The 18,433-nt window shown below is 37.8% G+C and carries 18 protein-coding genes; 1 reads left to right on the top strand and 17 read right to left on the bottom strand.

Features of this window, described 5'->3' with window-relative positions; translation table 11 throughout:
* Positions 1 to 26 precede the first annotated feature (26 nt).
* The 4 genes from Ami3637_RS11635 to pgeF all read right to left on the bottom strand — a co-directional run bounded on the left by Ami3637_RS11635 (position 27) and on the right by pgeF (position 4,096).
* Positions 27 to 455 carry a hypothetical protein gene (locus Ami3637_RS11635; protein WP_162362729.1) on the bottom strand — a complete coding sequence of 143 codons (429 nt, stop codon included), beginning with the start codon at positions 453 to 455 and terminating at the stop codon, positions 27 to 29.
* A 279-nt stretch (positions 456 to 734) separates the two neighbouring features.
* Positions 735 to 1,886, bottom strand: coding sequence for a toxic anion resistance protein (locus tag Ami3637_RS11630; protein WP_162362728.1), 1,152 nt, complete (start codon positions 1,884 to 1,886; stop codon positions 735 to 737).
* A gap of 69 nt (positions 1,887 to 1,955) precedes the next feature.
* A complete protein-coding gene (locus Ami3637_RS11625) occupies positions 1,956 to 3,128 on the bottom strand; it encodes a 5-bromo-4-chloroindolyl phosphate hydrolysis family protein (RefSeq protein WP_162362727.1) in 1,173 nt (390 codons plus the stop codon).
* A 251-nt stretch (positions 3,129 to 3,379) separates the two neighbouring features.
* Positions 3,380 to 4,096 carry a peptidoglycan editing factor PgeF gene (gene pgeF, locus Ami3637_RS11620; RefSeq protein ID WP_162362726.1) on the bottom strand — a complete coding sequence of 239 codons (717 nt, stop codon included), beginning with the start codon at positions 4,094 to 4,096 and terminating at the stop codon, positions 3,380 to 3,382.
* A 270-nt stretch (positions 4,097 to 4,366) separates the two neighbouring features.
* On the opposite strand from pgeF, the gene Ami3637_RS11615 reads away from it, so the two are divergent.
* On the top strand, positions 4,367 to 5,221 hold the full coding sequence (locus Ami3637_RS11615; RefSeq protein WP_162362725.1) for a cell wall hydrolase: 855 nt from the start codon (positions 4,367 to 4,369) through the stop codon (positions 5,219 to 5,221).
* A 120-nt stretch (positions 5,222 to 5,341) separates the two neighbouring features.
* On the opposite strand, the gene Ami3637_RS11610 is transcribed toward Ami3637_RS11615, so the two are convergent.
* The 13 genes from Ami3637_RS11610 to Ami3637_RS11550 all read right to left on the bottom strand — a co-directional run bounded on the left by Ami3637_RS11610 (position 5,342) and on the right by Ami3637_RS11550 (position 18,429).
* A complete protein-coding gene (locus Ami3637_RS11610) occupies positions 5,342 to 7,018 on the bottom strand; it encodes a methyl-accepting chemotaxis protein (RefSeq protein WP_162362724.1) in 1,677 nt (558 codons plus the stop codon).
* A gap of 364 nt (positions 7,019 to 7,382) precedes the next feature.
* The gene (locus Ami3637_RS11605) at positions 7,383 to 8,582 is read right to left on the bottom strand and encodes an MFS transporter (protein ID WP_330586621.1); all 1,200 of its coding nucleotides are present in this window, start codon (positions 8,580 to 8,582) and stop codon (positions 7,383 to 7,385) included.
* Between the two features lie 214 nt (positions 8,583 to 8,796).
* The gene (locus Ami3637_RS11600; RefSeq protein ID WP_162362723.1) at positions 8,797 to 9,174 is read right to left on the bottom strand and encodes a PadR family transcriptional regulator; all 378 of its coding nucleotides are present in this window, start codon (positions 9,172 to 9,174) and stop codon (positions 8,797 to 8,799) included.
* A gap of 17 nt (positions 9,175 to 9,191) precedes the next feature.
* On the bottom strand, positions 9,192 to 9,515 hold the full coding sequence (pylSn, locus tag Ami3637_RS11595; protein WP_162362722.1) for a pyrrolysine--tRNA(Pyl) ligase small subunit: 324 nt from the start codon (positions 9,513 to 9,515) through the stop codon (positions 9,192 to 9,194).
* A gap of 1 nt (position 9,516) precedes the next feature.
* Positions 9,517 to 10,431: a CobW family GTP-binding protein gene (locus Ami3637_RS11590; protein WP_162362721.1), complete on the bottom strand. Its 915-nt coding sequence runs from the start codon at positions 10,429 to 10,431 to the stop codon at positions 9,517 to 9,519.
* 128 nt (positions 10,432 to 10,559) lie between these two features.
* On the bottom strand, positions 10,560 to 11,372 hold the full coding sequence (gene pylD / locus Ami3637_RS11585; protein ID WP_162362720.1) for a 3-methylornithyl-N6-L-lysine dehydrogenase PylD: 813 nt from the start codon (positions 11,370 to 11,372) through the stop codon (positions 10,560 to 10,562).
* 136 nt (positions 11,373 to 11,508) lie between these two features.
* Complete coding sequence (gene pylSc / locus Ami3637_RS11580) at positions 11,509 to 12,240, bottom strand: pyrrolysine--tRNA(Pyl) ligase large subunit (protein WP_162362719.1); 732 nt, start codon at positions 12,238 to 12,240, stop codon at positions 11,509 to 11,511.
* 87 nt (positions 12,241 to 12,327) lie between these two features.
* Positions 12,328 to 13,452 carry a 3-methylornithine--L-lysine ligase PylC gene (gene pylC / locus Ami3637_RS11575; RefSeq protein WP_162362718.1) on the bottom strand — a complete coding sequence of 375 codons (1,125 nt, stop codon included), beginning with the start codon at positions 13,450 to 13,452 and terminating at the stop codon, positions 12,328 to 12,330.
* A complete protein-coding gene (gene pylB, locus Ami3637_RS11570) occupies positions 13,449 to 14,471 on the bottom strand; it encodes a methylornithine synthase PylB (protein ID WP_162362717.1) in 1,023 nt (340 codons plus the stop codon). The genes pylC and pylB overlap by 4 nt, the downstream gene beginning before the upstream one ends.
* A 12-nt stretch (positions 14,472 to 14,483) precedes the next feature.
* Positions 14,484 to 15,599: an ASKHA domain-containing protein gene (locus Ami3637_RS11565; RefSeq protein ID WP_162362716.1), complete on the bottom strand. Its 1,116-nt coding sequence runs from the start codon at positions 15,597 to 15,599 to the stop codon at positions 14,484 to 14,486.
* Positions 15,600 to 15,619: 20 nt separating this feature from the next.
* On the bottom strand, positions 15,620 to 16,300 hold the full coding sequence (locus tag Ami3637_RS11560; RefSeq protein WP_162362715.1) for a 2Fe-2S iron-sulfur cluster-binding protein: 681 nt from the start codon (positions 16,298 to 16,300) through the stop codon (positions 15,620 to 15,622).
* Positions 16,297 to 17,016, bottom strand: a complete 720-nt coding sequence (locus Ami3637_RS11555) for a hypothetical protein (RefSeq protein WP_162362714.1) — start codon at positions 17,014 to 17,016, stop codon at positions 16,297 to 16,299. Before Ami3637_RS11555 ends, Ami3637_RS11560 begins: the two co-directional genes overlap by 4 nt.
* Positions 17,017 to 17,076: 60 nt before the next feature.
* Entirely contained in the window at positions 17,077 to 18,429 is a 1,353-nt protein-coding gene (locus Ami3637_RS11550; protein WP_162362713.1) for a uroporphyrinogen decarboxylase family protein, read from the bottom strand.
* Positions 18,430 to 18,433 lie beyond the last annotated feature (4 nt).

Genomic DNA, 18,433 nt, shown 5'->3' with positions numbered 1-18,433 from the left:
ACAATGATTGGCATTCTCATAAATTATCATTTCCTGGTTAATAATATTAATCCTATCATACATAATCCCATTCCTGCGATTTTAGTAAGGGTGATTATATCCTTATAAAACAAATAACCTATGATTAGGAGGATGATAGCGAGAATAATGTTACAGACTAATGGGCCTACACTGATATTCCAGCCAACCCGGTATAACATGACAAAGCCAAATTCCAGAAGTACAATGGAAACCCCCAATGCAAAAGGTGCCCAGTTCAGATACCTCATCTGAACCTGAATGGGATCCGAATGTCCGCCAACAAAAAAAATCGTCGCAGATAGAACCGCTGCAATTATGTACGTAAATGTCAGTCCAAAGAAGGTATTCACCTGACCGGGCATAGCTTTTGCTGAATTCTGATAAATTAAATTGGCGCCTACTATGAGCATTACTGGAAAGTAGTATCTAATCATTTTCTATCTCCTTTTGGATGGATTTTATGTATATAAATACGCCTATTTATCATAATAACCCAAACTTGTTTATTATTTCAATATTTACATGAAATATCTTTTTTATCTGAAACATCATAATATTAAAAAAATAAAGCGGCTAAATTTTACTCCTCCAAGAAATTGGCTCTAACAAAGTAAAATTCAACCGCTTTCATATCTTTATCCATAAATAAAGACGGCAATCATGTAATTTAAGTATGTAGAACTATAACTTACTACTTTGTAAGTCACTTTGCTTTAATTGCGGATTTCAAGCAGTTTCTGCTTCAGTTCGCCTTCCATACGGCTTAACTCTGTCTCCGCCAGGGCACGTTTCTGTCTGCCTTCTTCCTGAATCTTCGTTACCTCTTCCAATGTGGAAATCAGGCTTTGATTGGTGTTCATTAAAGTCTCTATATCTACAATACCCCGTTCAGATTCTTTTGCTGTATCAATGGAAGCCATTTTCAGAGTATCAGCATTCTTTCGTAAAAGTTCATTTGTCATATCTGTTACCTTTCGCTGGGCCTGAGCTGCCTGCTGGGAATTTGCAATTCCCAAGGCCAAAACCATCTGGCTTTTCCAAAGAGGAATGGTATTTACTAATGTAGACTGAATTTTATCCGACATTAAAGTGTCATTGTTTTGCACAAGACGAATCTGTGGAGCCATCTGAATTGAAATCATTCTGGTAAGCTCCAGATCGTGGAGTTTTTTCTCAAAGCGGCTGCATAAAGAAGACAAATCATTAACTGCCTGAGCATCTTCTGGCAGTCCACTATTCTTAGCCTGTTCCTGTAATGCAGGTAAGTCAACGGTCTGTACTTGATTTAATTTTTTCTTTCCTGCTAAAATGTACATGGATAATTCTTTAAAATATACCTTATTCATATCATACATTTTATCCAGCATGGCTACATCTTTTAATAACTGTATCTGATGATTTTCCAATATGGAACATATCTTGGTAACATTGACTTCTGCCTTATTATATTTTGTTTTCATATTTGCAATTTTATTTGAAGTACGTTTAAAAATTCCCAGAAATCCCTTTTCATCATCATCCGCTTCAAAATTTCTTAATTCTGTTACTACGTCAGAAAGGACACCGCCGATTTCTCCCAGATCTTTTGTTCTAACGTTGTTCAATGCTGATTCTGAAAAATCTGCAATCTTTTTCTGTGCACCAGATCCGTACTGCAAAATCAGATTTGAATTACCCAATTCTATCTTAGACGCAAAATCGTCTATCATTTTCTTTTCTTCTTCAGTCAGAGGTACTTCCTGTACAGCTGGCTGCTGCTCTTTTGAAACCACAACTGGTTCAGGTGCAACCGGTTGAACCGGTTCTGCCCCAAAAGGCTCAAATGTTAAAGTTGGTGTTTCTGCTTCTTTTATCACTTCACTCATTTCTTCCTCCTCAAATCCCCTTCTCAGCTTTCTCATCAAGCTGTCATCAGGCATATTCATTAATAGCTACTAATTTAGTCCTTTGTTTGTTATAAAATCGTCATCAGTAAGTCCTTCTTGCGCCAGTATCGTTTCTAATGCAGAGATATCAGATGAAACATCCAGTATATCTGTCTGCATTAATTTCTTTAATAAATTCTGATAAGCCATATTAATGGTATCCAGAGTTCCTTTGATTTCTCTTTTTGTATCTGCAATCTCACCTTCATTAAATCCATGCTCGTCAAATTGCTGATAAGCCTTAACCAGCTTTAGGGTAATGGGCATATAATAGCACATGAATTTTCGTATCTCCGGTAGTTTCTCTGGATGCTGCTCAACATAATCAAAAATCTTCGTTGTGACGTTTTCCAGCTGATCCAGTTTTTCGGATATTTCTTCTTCCGGTAATGCATCATTTGCTGCTTTAATGGTCTGAATATAGCTTTTTCCCTCAGCTATTGTTTGTTCTAAAGGAGTCTCTTCCTTTTTCACCTGTGGTTCTGCTTTTTCTGGTTGTTGCTTTTCTCTTGCATTTTTCATGGTTTCCAGATATTGCACATATGTTTTGTAATCTGTGATCAGGCATGTTTCCTGCTCATCCAGGTATCCTTCTTTAAAAAGCCCCGCCTTAATCATCTTGCGAAGATCATCTGTAGTGTACTTGTTATCCTGCCTTGCAGCCGTTGACAGTTCTTGTATTGCACAAAACGTACGTCCATTCAGTACATTCTGGTAAAGTCTGAATCGTTGACTTCTTTTCTTTAATTTTGATCCTGTTAGAATCATAAATACGGAAATGGCAAAAGGTACTCCAAATACCAAAGCTACGATGATTGCCTCCAGAACATCTTTTTGGTAAATAGATACTGCAAGGCCAAGCAGGGTAATAACACCCATACAAACAGCTCCTATAAATCCAAAAACTAATAACAGGATACTGGCAACAGAGTCGCTGCCTTTCTGAATTTTAACTTCCCTTACTCCTGGGTTCCCAAAATTTCCAGGAGTCTGCTGGTCATAAGTCTTCGACAGATGCGGATTAAAAGGCTGCTGATAATATGGTTGTCTTCCCATTCCAGGCACATTGTTCATCGTGCGGTTAATAGTGCTTTTCAAGTCATAAAAATCCTGATTGTTTAATACCTTTCTAATGGTCTTGCTTACCTCTTCTCCAAAATCTACAAAATTGTCATTTCTCATAATCCCCTCCAGTCATGGTTTACCCGTCTTGATGTATTGGCATTTTATAATATATCATAAACCTTGCGTTTAATTTTCACTAAAAATTATGATACCGCAATTGCTTACATTCATCAACTAAACTTTCTTATATTTTTTGTTTATTATATCATAAATACCCAGATTTTCACATTACTTTAGTAAAGTTTTGTTTTACCTAGTTAACTAAAAGGACTGAATCCTGTTACAATACAAGATTCAGTCCTGACTCATCAGTAATTTGAAAGACAAATTCCTGCGCCCATTCGTTGTTTTATTCCCGGCTCTCCCCTATAAGAGCAGAATACCTTTGGATTGCAGCAGGTACAGTAATGACTTATTTCAATATTTTTTACTCCTGCCTCCAAAAGCTGCCTTTTATTAATCTCTTTTAAATCAATATAGTACTTTTCTCCTTTTTTTTCTGCATATTCATCGATCCACTCCCATTGTTTCTGAAAGTCTTCATATACTTCAAAACCCGTTTCAAAACAGCACTTACTGATTCCCGGACTGATAAAAGCCATTAAGTCTTCCTGTTTGCTTCCATATTCCTTTTCCATTATGTTTACTGCATTTACTGCAATCCCCCTGACAGTGCCTCTCCACCCTGCATGTACTAATCCTATAGCTTTGTTTTTCTTATCATAAAAAAATACTGCCAGGCAGTCTGCATGAACGGTAGTCAGTAAAACACCCGGATTATTAGTAACAACTCCATCAGTTTGCAAGATTCGTATGGGTTCACTATTGTCTGCAGAAGCTTTTATTACTTCCACATGTGACTTATGTACTTGCTCAGGCCATACCAGCCTGCATTTTTCCAGATTTAATTCTTCTAATACCTCTTTATTATAGTACGGACTTTCAGTACTTGCTCCTTCTTTGGTAGAAAAAAAAGCAGTCACCCCTTCTTCTTGGGTAAATACTGGTAAATATAATCTGTTCAAAGAGCCACCCCATTTCTTCCTTGAATTATCATTTATTATTGCGTATTAAAACTATAATATAACAAATTATAGTTTTTTACAATTCCTGTACATTTTTCCGCCCTATCAAAATCATATAAGGAAAACGTTTCCACCAATTTCATAAGTTTTCCATTAGATTGTTAGCTCATATCATATTAAAATAATAGTATAGTGAAATATCTTAGCAGGCACAATTGGGAACTGAAACCATGATCTGTCAACTAATCTGGAAGGCATAAGGAGGAAAGCATGAAAAAACTAAAGAAAATCAGATTAAAACATTTTATTACATCCCTATTATTCGCTATCACTTTATTTTTAATTTCTACTTTAACCACAATTACTCTGACGGATGGTTATTCCAATTTTAATTCATTAACCAAACCGGTCAAAACTAATGAATTGAAAAGCATTCCGGAAAATCAACCCCAAAGCACTGCAAAGCCATCCGCTATCCCTTCAGATATTAGTCCAGACTTACAAAGGAACTCTTTTAGCAAACCTGATAATGAAGATAGCTCTGTCATATCAAGAGGTATCATTAAAAGAGATGCCTATCATAAAGTAAACCAAACGCAAAATAAAACACCAGATGGTAGCCTGCCAAATTCACAAAAAAGAAAAACTGCTGATTCACAACCATCTAAGACTGTAGTTCCTGAACCAACTGTATCAACAAAAAGTTTATCTAATGCTGAAACTAAAGTCACTTCAAGCGCGCCGCCAAAAGCTGATTCACAATATGAGGATGACCTGGACTTGCTTGCAAGGCTCATTACAGCAGAAGCACAGGGTGAACCTTACGAAGCAAAAGTGGCTGTTGGTGCCGTTGTTATAAACAGAGTTCAGAGCGGTGTTTGGGCTAATTCCATAAAAGGCGTTATATACCAGAGCATTAACGGATACTATCAATTTACCCCCGTTATAAATGGATGGATCAATAAGCCAGCTGAACCTGAATCCATTGAAGCTGCAAAAGCGGCTATGAAGGGTGAGGACCCTACCAGTGGGGCACAATTCTACTATGATGATACCACCACCAATACCTGGATTTTATCTAAACCAGTTTCTTTGCAAATTGGTCACCTGATTTACGCATATTAAATTTGATACATAATAATATAAGAATTCTTTCATAATCAATAAAACACCGGGGAATATTCCCCGGTGTTTATCATTATTATATAAACTTATAAATTACTTTTCATTATTAGTTTTAAATTCTTAAACAGTCTCATTTCTTAATTTAAATCTTTCTACAAGCTCCTTCATAGTCTGGGCCTGTCCGGAAAGTTCTTCACTGGCTGCAGCACTTTCTTCAGCTGTAGCAGCATTAGTCTGTACAACACTTGAAATTTGTTCAACTCCCAGTGTAACTTCATTTATGGCATTTGACTGTCGGTTTGAAACCTGAGAAATATTTTCAACAATATTGGCAACGGCTTTTGCTCTCTCCACAACCTTACGAAGGGACTCTGCCGTTTCATCAGCAATTTTTGTTCCATTCTCTACCTGTTTCATTGAATTTTCAATTAAAGTGGTGGTATCTTTTGCTGCCTCTGCACTCTTAGTAGCCAGATTTCTTACTTCATCTGCCACAACAGCAAATCCTTTCCCTGCGGTGCCTGCTCTTGCAGCTTCAACAGCAGCATTAAGGGCAAGGATATTAGTCTGAAAAGCAATGTCTTCAATTGTTTTAATAATTTTTCCTATCTGGCTGGAAGAGTCATTAATCTGAGCCATAGCAGAAACCATTTCAGTCATATGGTTATTGCTTACTTCTATTTCTTCACTGACCAGGTTCACATTTTCACTGGCTCCTGCAGCATGCTCTGCATTTTTCTTTATATGATCTGATATTTCCTCAATAGATGCAGATAACTCTTCCACTGTGCTGGCCTGTTCTGTTGCTCCCTGTGCCAAAGCCTGAGAGCCATCAGACACCTGATCAGAACCTGTTGCAACCTGCTCTGCTGCCTGATTGATTTTAGTCAGTGCATCATTAAGGGAGATAGCAATGCTATGCATTGAATTTTTAAGTTCAATAAAATCGCCTTTAAAATCCTGCTGCATTTTAATATTTAAATCTCCCTGAGCCATTTTTCCAAGGTTTGCTTTTATGTCATTTATATAGGCACTAATCATCTGGTTCGATTTAATGAATGCAGCACCTAACTGACCAATTTCATCTTCAGAGTCAATGTTAATCTGCATGCTCAGGTCACCTTCTGCCATTCGTTCAGCTGCATAAGCCATTTCGGTTACAGGTTTGCTGATGCCCCTTGAAATAATCAGAGCTATGATGAAGGAAACTGCTAAAGAAATGAAAATTACTACCAGAATAAATATCGTTGCCATTTTCCCCTGTGCAGACAATTCATCGGCCAATTGATTCCCTGTTGTAGTTTTTTCATTCATTAAAGTTTCCACAGAGGCTGAAATGTTACTCACAACAGGGGTACCCTTTTCCATTAAAAAGGAAAATGCCTCAGCATTTTTATTCTGCATAGCCAGATTAATCTCCTGGTCAGCAATGGAATTAATCTTTTCTATATTATCCTTAATATTCTGATATTCCTTTTTCTCTTTGTCAGAATCTATGCTTTTTTCAACCATTGCTAAATATGTATTCATTTTGTCAAAGGATTTTGTTATTGCCTCCCGATCATTCTTCATCTGCTGAACATCAGTATCAATAATTATATTTCTTAAAAGAACACGAGTGTTATTTAATTCTGCATTAAAACGTCCAATGTTACCCTGTGCAAATCCATAATTAACAAGTGCTTTTCCATAGTCTGTATTCATGTGAGTCATCACATAAAGACCAACTACCCCACCTATACTGGATATAATTGCAACCAAAACAAAAGTAATAATTAATTTTTTCCCAATTTTCATGTTTTTCAGCATATACTTTATTCCTTCTCCTCAAATATTTTTAGCAATCCAACTGACTGCTGACGTCATAATTGTACCATAAGCAGTAAAAATTACAACAAAAATCCTCTTTTTTCGTCAAATTTCTACATTAATTGTAATAATTTGTTAAAAATATTTTAATAAATAGCAAAAATAAAACAGGAGTTAATCTCCTGTTTATATTTATCCCATATTTATTACTACTACTGACTAATTTCTTCCAGTGATTTTCCCATAGTTTCTTTGCCAAAAATAGCAACTACAATAGCAACAATGGCAAATACTCCCGTAAGTAAGGCGAAGATATATCCATACCCTGTTCTGTTGCCATAAGTACTATATATTACGGGTACAATAAGTGGGGCGATAAATGCACCAATCCTGCCAAAAGCAGCGGCCCAGCCTGCACCGCTGGCTCTGGCAACAGTAGGATATACTTCTGGTGTATAAGTATAAACACATCCCCATGCCCCAGGCTGAAAAAGTAAAGCAGACAGCCATACAGCAGAACCTGCATTGTAGAACCTGCGTGCCCAAACAGCCATGCAGCTAAAGCTGTTCCGGCAAAATAAACAGTCAGTACCTTTTTTCGTCCAATTCTTTCCACCAGATGTGCTGCACTAAAATAGCCAGGTAGCTGTGCGAGACACATAATTAATGTGAATTCAAAGCTTTTTACTAATGCAAACCCCTGTGCCATTAATAAAGAAGGGGTCCACAAAACAAAACCGTAATACCCGAAATTTATTCCAATCCATATAATCCAGAGCACCAGTGTAGTTCTGGCATACTTTTTAGACCATAACTCTCCCAATGTTAAGCGAGATTTTTCATTCCTTCTCTGGTGCTGTTCTTCTGCCTGATATGGCAGATTTTCAACATTGGCCTGCATTTCCATCATTCGCACCAGCTGATCTGCCTCTGCATGTTTTCCCATGGTTTCCAGGTATCGTGGAGATTCCGGCACAGCTCTTCTCAAATAAGCTGCAAATAATGCAGGTACGGCTCCCACAAAGAATGCTATCCTCCAGCCATAAACGGGAATAAGCAGATACGCAACCAACGCTGCTAAAATCCATCCCCAGGCCCAAAAGCTTTCTAAAATAATAACATTGCGCCCACGAACTTTCTTAGGGGAATATTCACTAATCAATGTGGAAGCAGCAGGTAATTCCCCACCTAATCCAAAACCTGTACAAAATCGCAGTACAAGAAGCATGGGATAATTTACTGCAAATCCTGATAAACCACTGGCGATACCATAAATAATCAGCGTACACATGACAATATTCCGTCTGCCCCATCTATCAGCGGCCATACCCGATAAAGCGGCTCCTATTATCATCCCCAGCATGCCTGAGCTCCCCAATAATCCAATCTGTCCAGTGCTTAATCCCCAGTCCGTACCAATAGCTGCCATAACACCAGATACCATTCCCTGATCCATCGCATCAAACATCCACCCAATCCCTGTCAGGAATAAAATTTTTTTCAACATAGGTGTTGTAGGTAACCTGTCAATTCTTTTTGCAATATGTTCCATAAAATCTTCTCCTTTTATAAGTATACATATATATTACCACTAATATATATATGTGTCTTGTCACTTGTACCAGTCTACCATATTAATATGCAACAATCAAGGAAATATTAATCACAAAAAACAAAAGAGTATGTTTACACATACTCTGTTCTTTAAAAAATAAATGTTAATAGCGTCCTGATATTATCTGTGACTGCCTAAATAAACTTTGGGATTATTTACTGACAGCCTTGTTAATCATATCAATCAGGCTATCGATATACTGATTGTAATCATATAGTGCTACAGACCAGTTGGCCAGGCAGGCCTTTCCCTGAGTTGTAATACTGAAAATCCTTTTGGGATTACCGCTGCCATCATCCTCCATATCCCACTTTGACGTAAGAAGTCCGGAGCTTTCCATCTTTTTTAAATACCTGTAGACTCCTGTTGCATCCGGCTTACTGTCCGCAAATCTTTCCATTTTGCCTATTTCTCTTAATAGGGCAAAACCATGCATATCACCGCCTTCAGCAAGAATGCACAAAATCAGCGGCTGAAGCATTTTATCCAAATTTTTTCCCTGACAAGGGCAATTCATATCAATGAACATCTATATACCCCCAGCAATTATTTGTGAATCAAGTCACTACCATAATGGGAATCAAAAAATGTCTTAGAATATTTCTCTAACTTCCATTCCGGTACACAGCAGTCCTTACAAGGTTTTACTGCCCACTTATTTCTAAGCCACCTTGCTGCTCTTGAATTCCTGGAGTTATTAGTCTGAAACGTTTTGCCACAATGTGTTGTGATGGTTGCATATTTCCCCTGAAGTTCAATTTCTTTGATTCCGTGAAGCACACCATTTCTGGACGGCCATAACTTCATTTTATTTAGCAGAACAAACAATTCAATGTTTTTTCTATAATATCTTTTCTTATTATCAGCCATTTTAAATATAAAGCCTTCCTTCTAAAATATCATTTGATGCTTTAGTAATCATACTTAGCATCTTAATCCCCACCGAAGAAATTACAACTATCTCTGTTCTTTCCACCTTGTGCCAGGGGGTAACAATAATATGATTTATTACTGCACTGATTTCTACCGTTCCCTGTTCAGTATTAGCAAATCCTTTAATCCTGTAACTGCTTTCAGCAATTTGATCAATAAACTGGATAAGCTTGCTTTCTTCAATAGGCTCATCTGCTTTTACTATAAATGTATTTGGCCTTGATTCATAAGTATTGGTAGTATCCTCGCTTACTGCAGTATTTACTGCAAAATTTTCCACAATCATTTTAATATCTACATCGCAATGAGTGGCAGCGTAAATTTTTACACTTGGATTTATCTCCCCTATTTTATCCGATATTTCTTTAAATTTATTTTCATCAATGAGATCCATTTTATTTACAAGCACTGCATTGGCATGCCTCACCTGTCGTTCTAAGGCTGGGAGGACTTCAACCATATCCGCAAAGTTCAGGCCATCTGCAATACAGATAGTGCCTTTCAAAATATAATTGTTATTTGTAGCCTTACGGATTCCCTCAATGATATTGCCCATATTTGACGGGTCTGCCAGTCCAGATGCTTCAATAAACAGATACTCTATATCCCTCTTAGACATATCTATGAGACCATCCACAAATTTATCTTTTATACAGGCGCAGAAAATCGAACCATTTGACAATTCTTTCATAAGGATACCGTCACGACTTACCAGTTTGGCATCAATATTTATCTGTCCAAACTCATTGACAATCACACCGATTTTGTGTTCCCTGTAAGTATCAAGTAATCTTTGCATCAAAGTTGTTTTGCCTGCACCCAGAAACCCAGTCAAAAGTACCATTTGAATCATATTGCAACCTCCTGCCCATAATCTGAGATTGGTTTAATAATGGCGAGGTGCCCGGGAGTCTCACCCGGCTTCATGGATTTAGAGTCCATGTGATCCATACGATCCGCACCCCATGTAAAAAGCTGAATTTAATCAGCAATAACCCTTCCCAACATAATGGCAGTTCCTATTTCAAGATTGTCGTGAACCGCTCTGTTCTCAAAATACGCTTCAGCTTCACTATCCATGGAATATGGTACCCCTGGACTTACATACAAAAGATCTGGGCTGAGACACTCTTTTTTCAGCCAGCCCCCTTCATTGGTAAAGTCTACTATATAATTGTAATTCCTGATCTGATCTTTCTCTGTTAATTTTTCATATGGTAATTCTTTAATTACATCCAAGTTTTTATCGAAAATATCAAAGTTTATTTTGTCTTGTAACAAGATTTTCTCTGATTCTCTGCCTACAATTCCATAACCAATCTGAAGAATTTTTTCTTCACGGATGTTTTTCCCATTTTTATTCATTAAAGCCTTAAGTACCTTGATAAATCCTAATGCTGTAGCATAGTTATTATCACAAACATTTCCACTTTTTATATTTAAAGCCAGATATCTTGCATCATCCGCAAAAAAGAATATGTCACAACCTTTTTCAGTACCTTCATAGATGCCATCTATATCTGTATGTTCTGTTACTAAAGCATTAAATCCTATGGATTTAATGATAGCGGCTACGGATTCACTGAAAGAGCTTATAATGCCTTCACCCTGGGTAATGGGAACCACTGCAATCTTTTTAGTATCTCTTGCCTGTTGGAAAACTGCTTCCTGCATATTAAATGTGTCTTTGATGAAATCAGCTAAATCCATACCTGTTTTGATTTTCAGCTGTTTATTGTATTCTTCCATGCCATCCAGCATATATTCAATCCATTCTGTCCTCAATCTGGTCATTTTCCTACCTCACCAAAATTTGCTCATTAAATATTCAATGGTTGTCCGTCTATAAAAGAAATACTTCGTCCATAACGCTTAATAGTTTTGCTTTTAGACAGTGCCATGGTAAGTCTCTCTATGCCAAATCCAATACCTACCCAGGTATCAAACACTCCCCACTGACTATCAAGAAAATGGGGCCATATGAACCTGAAGCAACTTCCATTCCGTTAATCTCAATATCAACGGTACTACCATACACAGTAGACTCTTCAACCACCAGTTCATATTCCTCTTCAGGGACTCCGAGTCTTTTCATTGCTGCATGAGCAAGTCTTTTCAATTCATCCAGCTGCTGGCCATCTTTTACATACGCTAGTTCTACACAGTTAAGCATGGTAAATTCATTCATATGCTGAGCACCCTGGGATTCCTTCCTGAAACAGGAGCCGAGTTCAAATATCTTCACTGGTTCATTTGTAATTCTCTTTAATTCTCTCATCACCACATAAAGATTAGGTGCCAGCATGGGTCTGAGGCATTTTTTATTATCCAGCCAGAAAACCTGTTCGGATAATTTATGATATTCATCAATGGTCATCTGGGCAAGCATCTGTTTCGTTATGATGGTAGGAGTTACTACTTTGGTAAATCCCTCGCCCATCAGCCATTGTTCCAGATTCCTGCCTACTTCTACCGTTTTTGTCATGTATTTTTCATGAAGCAGTTCTTTGATTTTAGTTCTGCTTTCCTTTACCATAGATTTTTCCATTTCTCTGAAACTACTGTCTCTATTCTCGATGGTTTCAAATTCCATTTCCATCATTTCTGTAGTCCCGTTAAGTTCACCTATTCTTTCTTTTTGTGTAATAGTGAATTTTTCCATTGATAAAGGCCTTCTTTCTGCAATCAGTATCTCTTTGAAAGTATTGTATCACATCCAATAGTATTTTTTTAATAATATTATTTGCTTTTATGGTAACAATTTTAGATTAGATTTTACCTGTTCCCTCTTTTCTTCTAACTGTCCTGAATCAGATGCACTATTGACAAAGATTCCTTTAAAATCACTGCATCCATGAAAATAATCTGAGATGACCACATCTGATTTAAAGGCATCATTCATAATATTTAAAGGTCTCGCATGGCTCATCATATGTTCTCCCTCCTGAATTATCTGGGAATTTTCCAATTTATAATGCTCATATGCGCAATACCTTCTATAATCAGTTTTCTCATGGCAGAACTGATCAGACAATACGATATCAGCCAGCTCTGAAAGCAAATTTACTCCTGATGAATAATAAACTGCAATTGGTGTCTGACTGGGGATTCTGGCATCTATCTCCAAAACCTTCAGCTGTCCCTGATGGTGAATTACTTCCACATCCATTATACCTTTCAGGTTAACCAGCCTGGCAAGGGTAACGCCTAACTGCGAAAATTGTTCTTTTTGTCTCTCCGTAAGTTCTGGGCATGGTGCTGTTACTTTACAGCAATCATAAACATCATCCATGTGGATCTGAGTTACAGTGTACGTCCTGTACCCATTCTGGTTTCCAATTACTTCTATGGAATAAGAAGACCCTTCCAGAAATTCTTCTGCAATCCAGTTTTCCCTGTCTGTCTGCTTTTTTAGAAATTCTTCCACTTGCTCCTGTGTCTTGAGTAAAGTTACACCTGCAGAGCCGCTTTCCCCAGAAGGTTTTAAGATGTACGGACCCTGTCCTTCCGGGTAGTAAAGAGGCGCTGGGATATGATTCTGGTGAAACAACTGATCCGATTTAATCTTAGAAGAAGTTATATTATAGGCATCAAAGTCAAAAGCAAGCTTTAATCCCTCTTTCTCACAAATTTCTTTTATAGCTGTTAACACCCTATCATTTTCGTTGGCAGGCAATATAAAATCCGCTTCTTTCATTGCTTCAATGACATTTCGTTCTTTCGCCACTATATCCCCACAAACGAACCTGTCACATATTCCAGAAGCCGGAACTTTCTCATTATTGTCTATTAAAATGCTTTGCATTCCCGCAAGTCTTGCAAGGTATGCTGCTTCTGTTCCCTGAAGTTTTCCTCCTATTATGGCTACTTTCATTTTAAATCCTCACTGATATATGCTTTATACTCATCTCTGGAAGCTATCCGGAGGCCCATCTCTGCCAGAATGATTTTTGCCTCCTCCACCGTTCTTCCTCCCTCATCTACGTCCATAGTGTTCTGGGCCACTCCCATAAATCCTGATTTTGGTGGGATGATGGAAGTAATCAGATTGGCTCCCGCATTTATTCTGTCTTTTAATCCACTGATACCATCCACATCAAGGGAGGCAGGAATCAATGCATGGGGATACATAATTCTCATCAACGCTATTATTTTCATTTCTTCAAGTCTGTCAGGGGTTTTGCATTTTTCCATGGGACTTCCCTCCTGAGGTACAAAACTCATTACTCTGACCTGACTGGCGCCAATTTCACCCATGGTCATAAGAGAGTCCGCAATATCCTCATTGCTTTCACCAACACCTGCCAGTAAACCTTCCTCGATAAGCATGCCCCTTTGCTTTGCATATAACTTTGCATTCATTCGTTGGTCATAATCCTGTCCGTGCCTTAATTTCTTAAAGAGCTCCCGGTTATGAGTTTCCTGATATAAAGCATACCAGTCCGCCCCAGCTTCAGCCAGTTTATCTACTATCTTGTTGTCAACAACTCCAGGAGAAATCATTACTGGCGTTTCATACTGATTCTTAATGGTTTTGATAATGGCTACCACTGTATCAAACTCTTCCCTGTGATATTCAGGGTCTTCTCCCATGGTCAGATCTATCAGGTTTACACCTGAATCTATCAATGTTTTGGAAGTCTCAAGAATTTCCTCAACAGTCTTTCTATATCTTTTTATATCATTCGATTTTCTGTAATAACAGAAATTACAATTGTTTCTGCAAAAAGTAGTAAAGTATACAAATCCATAAGCAAATATTTTATTGCCCTGCATATTCCTTCGAATACTTTGGGCAGTATCAAACAAAATCTGTAGTTCTTCAGGTTCATTTATGTCTAGTATATTTATCAGTTCTTCTTTTGTAAATTTCCCCTTACTTAAATCCAACATATTTTCCTCCTACTAAAACATCATGGCCATCATATACTGGTCCTGAAAATCACTTCTTGCAGCAAGTTCTATGTGTTCTATTCTTTTGGCAACCTTTTCGGACTCTTCTCTGCAGTCTTTAGATAATAGTAACATAGATGCCCCAATACCTGCAGAATTGCCCAGAGATAAAATCTTATCTTTCTGGATTTCAGGTAAAAGCCCCACGTTAATTGCACTGCTATTTCGTATATAACTGCCAAATGCTCCTGCAATGCTTATACTCTTGAGATTGTCAGAAGTAATTCCAATTTCTTTCATTAGTATGCTCACACCAGCTGAAATAGCAGCCTTTGCCAGCTGAACTTCCCTTACATCCTTTTGGGATATAACCACATCTTTCTTTCCATCCTGGCTGAAAAACAGTACAAAATCATTAGTTTTTTCATTCTGTCGTACATGTTTTAATATATTTTCACTAATTCCCTTTTTAATCAGTTTTTCCCGTCCAAGCAATCTGCCGGATTTATCTACAATGCCTACACGAATCATCTCTCCCACAGCATCAATGATTCCTGAACCACATATTCCTATGGGAATATCATCTCCTATTACAGAAATGCGGACTTCCTCTTCCAGAATATCCACTCTTTCTATGGCCCCTCTGGCTGCTCTCATTCCCTGCTTTATGGAACTTCCTTCAAATGCAGGTCCCGCAGCAGTGGAACAGGCAACAGCCCTGCCATTCCCTGTAAGTACAATTTCTCCATTTGTTCCTATATCTATGAAAAGACGACCATTATCACATTTCATTAAATCTGTAGTAATAATGCCCGCGGTAATATCAGATCCAACATGGCCTGCAATATTTGACGCCAAGTACAGGTTTGCATTGCTGTTTCCTTTAAGTCCCAGTTCCTTTGCACTCAGATTAATTCCTTTTGTAAAGACCGGTGAAAAAGGGGAAACAGCCAGCTGGGAAGGATTAACTCCTAAGAAGATATGGCTCATCGTGGTATTACCCACCACAGTATACTGATATATATGTTCTGGATTAATTCCCTCCACTTGCACAAATTCATCTACTGCCTTATTGATACATTGAATAATTACGTCATGAATTTCTGCCAGGTTTTCTTCCTGTTCCATGACATAGGTAATTCTTGAAATTACATCGGCACCATAAGCCCCTGGGGATTAGTCTTCGCATCAACCTGAACCATTTCAGCAGTTGCCAGATTCCAGAGCATGATTACCACCGTTGTTGTTCCAATATCTACTGCTACACCATAATTCTCCTTGGTTGTGTCTCCAGCTTCCACGTGGATTACTACATTGTCACTTATGGTAAAAGTTACGTCCCTGCTGTCTTTTAAAATTTTGGGAATATCAAGAAGCACTTGATAGTCAATTTTCAATCCTTCCACATCTAGTTCCCGCCAAATAAGCTCTTCATCGCTTTGCTGATTTGCCAACGATGCTTTAGGTACAGTAACAAGCTTTTTTATGACCGATTCCTTACTTGTAAAATTTCCTGGCAGTTGGATTAACTTCTTCTTCCTTGAGGCAGTGGTCTCTGATTCAGGCATTTCTATTATCATACCTTCTGATACAGGATGACAGCAGGCTAGTCTGTAACCTGCTTCTATTTCATTAACTGATAATTTATTATGATGATTATTGCATATTTCTTTGTTTCCAGATATTATTTTAACTTTACATTTTCCGCAGGTTCCCAGTCCTGCACAGTTTCCATCTATATTAACTCCGGCTTTTACTGCCGCCTGCAGTATGGTCTCACCGGCTGTTGCTTCCCATGTTATATTCTGTGGTAAAAAAGTTATTTTCATTTTTGCACCTCTTCTATCCTCGCCTTCACCTTACAAAAATTGCAGCCTGACGAATTACCATTGCATCTCAAGCATTCCGGTTCTGCTTTAATATCCGGATTATTTAATATAAAGTAAAGTCCTGTACATGTTTTCTGGGGTATCATAAGTCCATTTTCCTTAACCCTTACTCCGATTTCTTCTCCATTCAAAACCTGGAAGAACTTTCTTGATTCAATTACTGGCATCCCAAAATATCCTGGACCAAATTCTTCAGAAAGAAAGGCACGATTTTCATTTCCAGCTTTATTCTTTATATCTGCTTCCAGCTTTTCTTTTAATATCTCAATGCCGGCGTCTACATAATTGGTTCCCCAGATATCTGCGTAAAGGAAATCCATAATATTCTCTTCACTGGAAAAATAGCATTCGCCTACAGTCAGCATATAAAAGTAAATGCCTGATACAGCACAGTCCGGAATCTGCTTGAAAAAGTTACAGCTGATTTCCGTATCTCCAACTATGATTTTCCCATCTAGAAAAACTTCTGGCTCATAATAGGAAACTAAGGCCCGAATCTGGATTCCTTCAATTCCATCTTCCCTTACCTTTTGTCCCATTTTCATCATTCTTTGATGTTTAGAAGTACTAAGGTCAAACCCGCATGTTTTAATGAAGCGTTTTTCTGCTAAGGGGTATGCTGTTTTCTCATCAATTAGTATTACTTGATTTTTCATAGCGCTCCTTTTGAAAAATAAGGTGATAAACCTTCCGGCCTACCACCTTACCACTAAACTTTATTTCATATGTTTTTTAATTTCTTCTATCAGTTCTTCCCGGGAAGGTATGATGGAAATGAATTTTTGTTCTCCATTGATGCACATGGTTGGTAGATTCTGGATTCCCATCTTTCTGGTTCTTGCAATGTCTTCTTTAATAAAATATTTATAGACTTTATAATCTGCAATGTCGTTTATCTCATGATAGATATCTTCTACCGCAGCAAGCATATATGTGCAGGCTGCACACTGTTCAGGGTCCAGCAGGAATAATTCAATTAATACTTTATCAAGATTTTTATAATCAGGGATTTCAACATCTGAATCGTCCACTACTACTTCATAGTTTTCTATGAGCTTTCTGGTGCTGTCAGGATGCTTAACAGCCTGAGCACATGCAATAGTGTTTTCAATAGGAGTATCATATGGCATATCACATCCAGGGCTTACAATAAGATTAAAATGATCTAAAGAATCAATCAAATCAATAACACCTTTCATATTATCTTCCTGAGTGCCATATAACATTGTAGTTGTAAGAGGAATGTTTCCTCCAATTGTCACATTGTACTGGTCCGTAACTTTCTTGGCATTGGCCAGATTAACATTTTCATCTACAGATATTCCATCTGGATTCATTTTGCACATTACTTCAATCTGTTTTGTAGCATTACCGCATACAAAGAATGAAGAAAATGCTCCCTTTGACCGTATAAAATCAAAGACTGCAGTAAAGCCTTCAGACAGCATCTTTTCAATATGCTTTGGAGATACCTGTGATACCAGCGGATCTACTACTGCAATTACATCCATGCCCGCATCTATATACATCTGTGCCATGGCGATTGATACCTGTGCACAGTAATTTACCAAATCTTTTACATAAGCTGAATCTGCCACCATATCCATAAAAATATCTGTTCCTCTCAGATGAGAAGCTAAAGTAAATGGTCCGCAGATAAGTCCATATAGTGCAACTTCATCTCCTATGGCTTCTTTAACTCTTCTCATTGATGAGAGTATCATTGGAAGCCTTCCTGATTCAGGAGTAGGAATCTTGCAGCTGCATGGAATGGTTTTTTCTCCTGCCAATGGGTGAGATTTTACTGAAGGGGGGTTATTTTTTGCCCACATCAAATCACATCCCAGGATTTCCGCTTCAACCTGAAGGTCAAATATAATCGGAAGTCCGTCAGGAGTATATAATTTTTTTGCTTCTAATAAGCATTCAACTAATTTATCTTCATCTTTTAGTATTTCTTCTGCCGAATAGCCTTTGAGTTTTCCAACGTGTACGCCAGCAAATGGCACCCATGGAATCTCATTTGTCTGTTCATGTTTAAGTGTCTGAAATATAAGTTGTTTTCCCATTTTA

Source organism: Aminipila terrae, assembly GCF_010120715.1.
Classification (GTDB): domain Bacteria; phylum Bacillota; class Clostridia; order Peptostreptococcales; family Anaerovoracaceae; genus Aminipila; species Aminipila terrae.
This window is presented reverse-complemented; position numbering and strand designations above follow the sequence as displayed.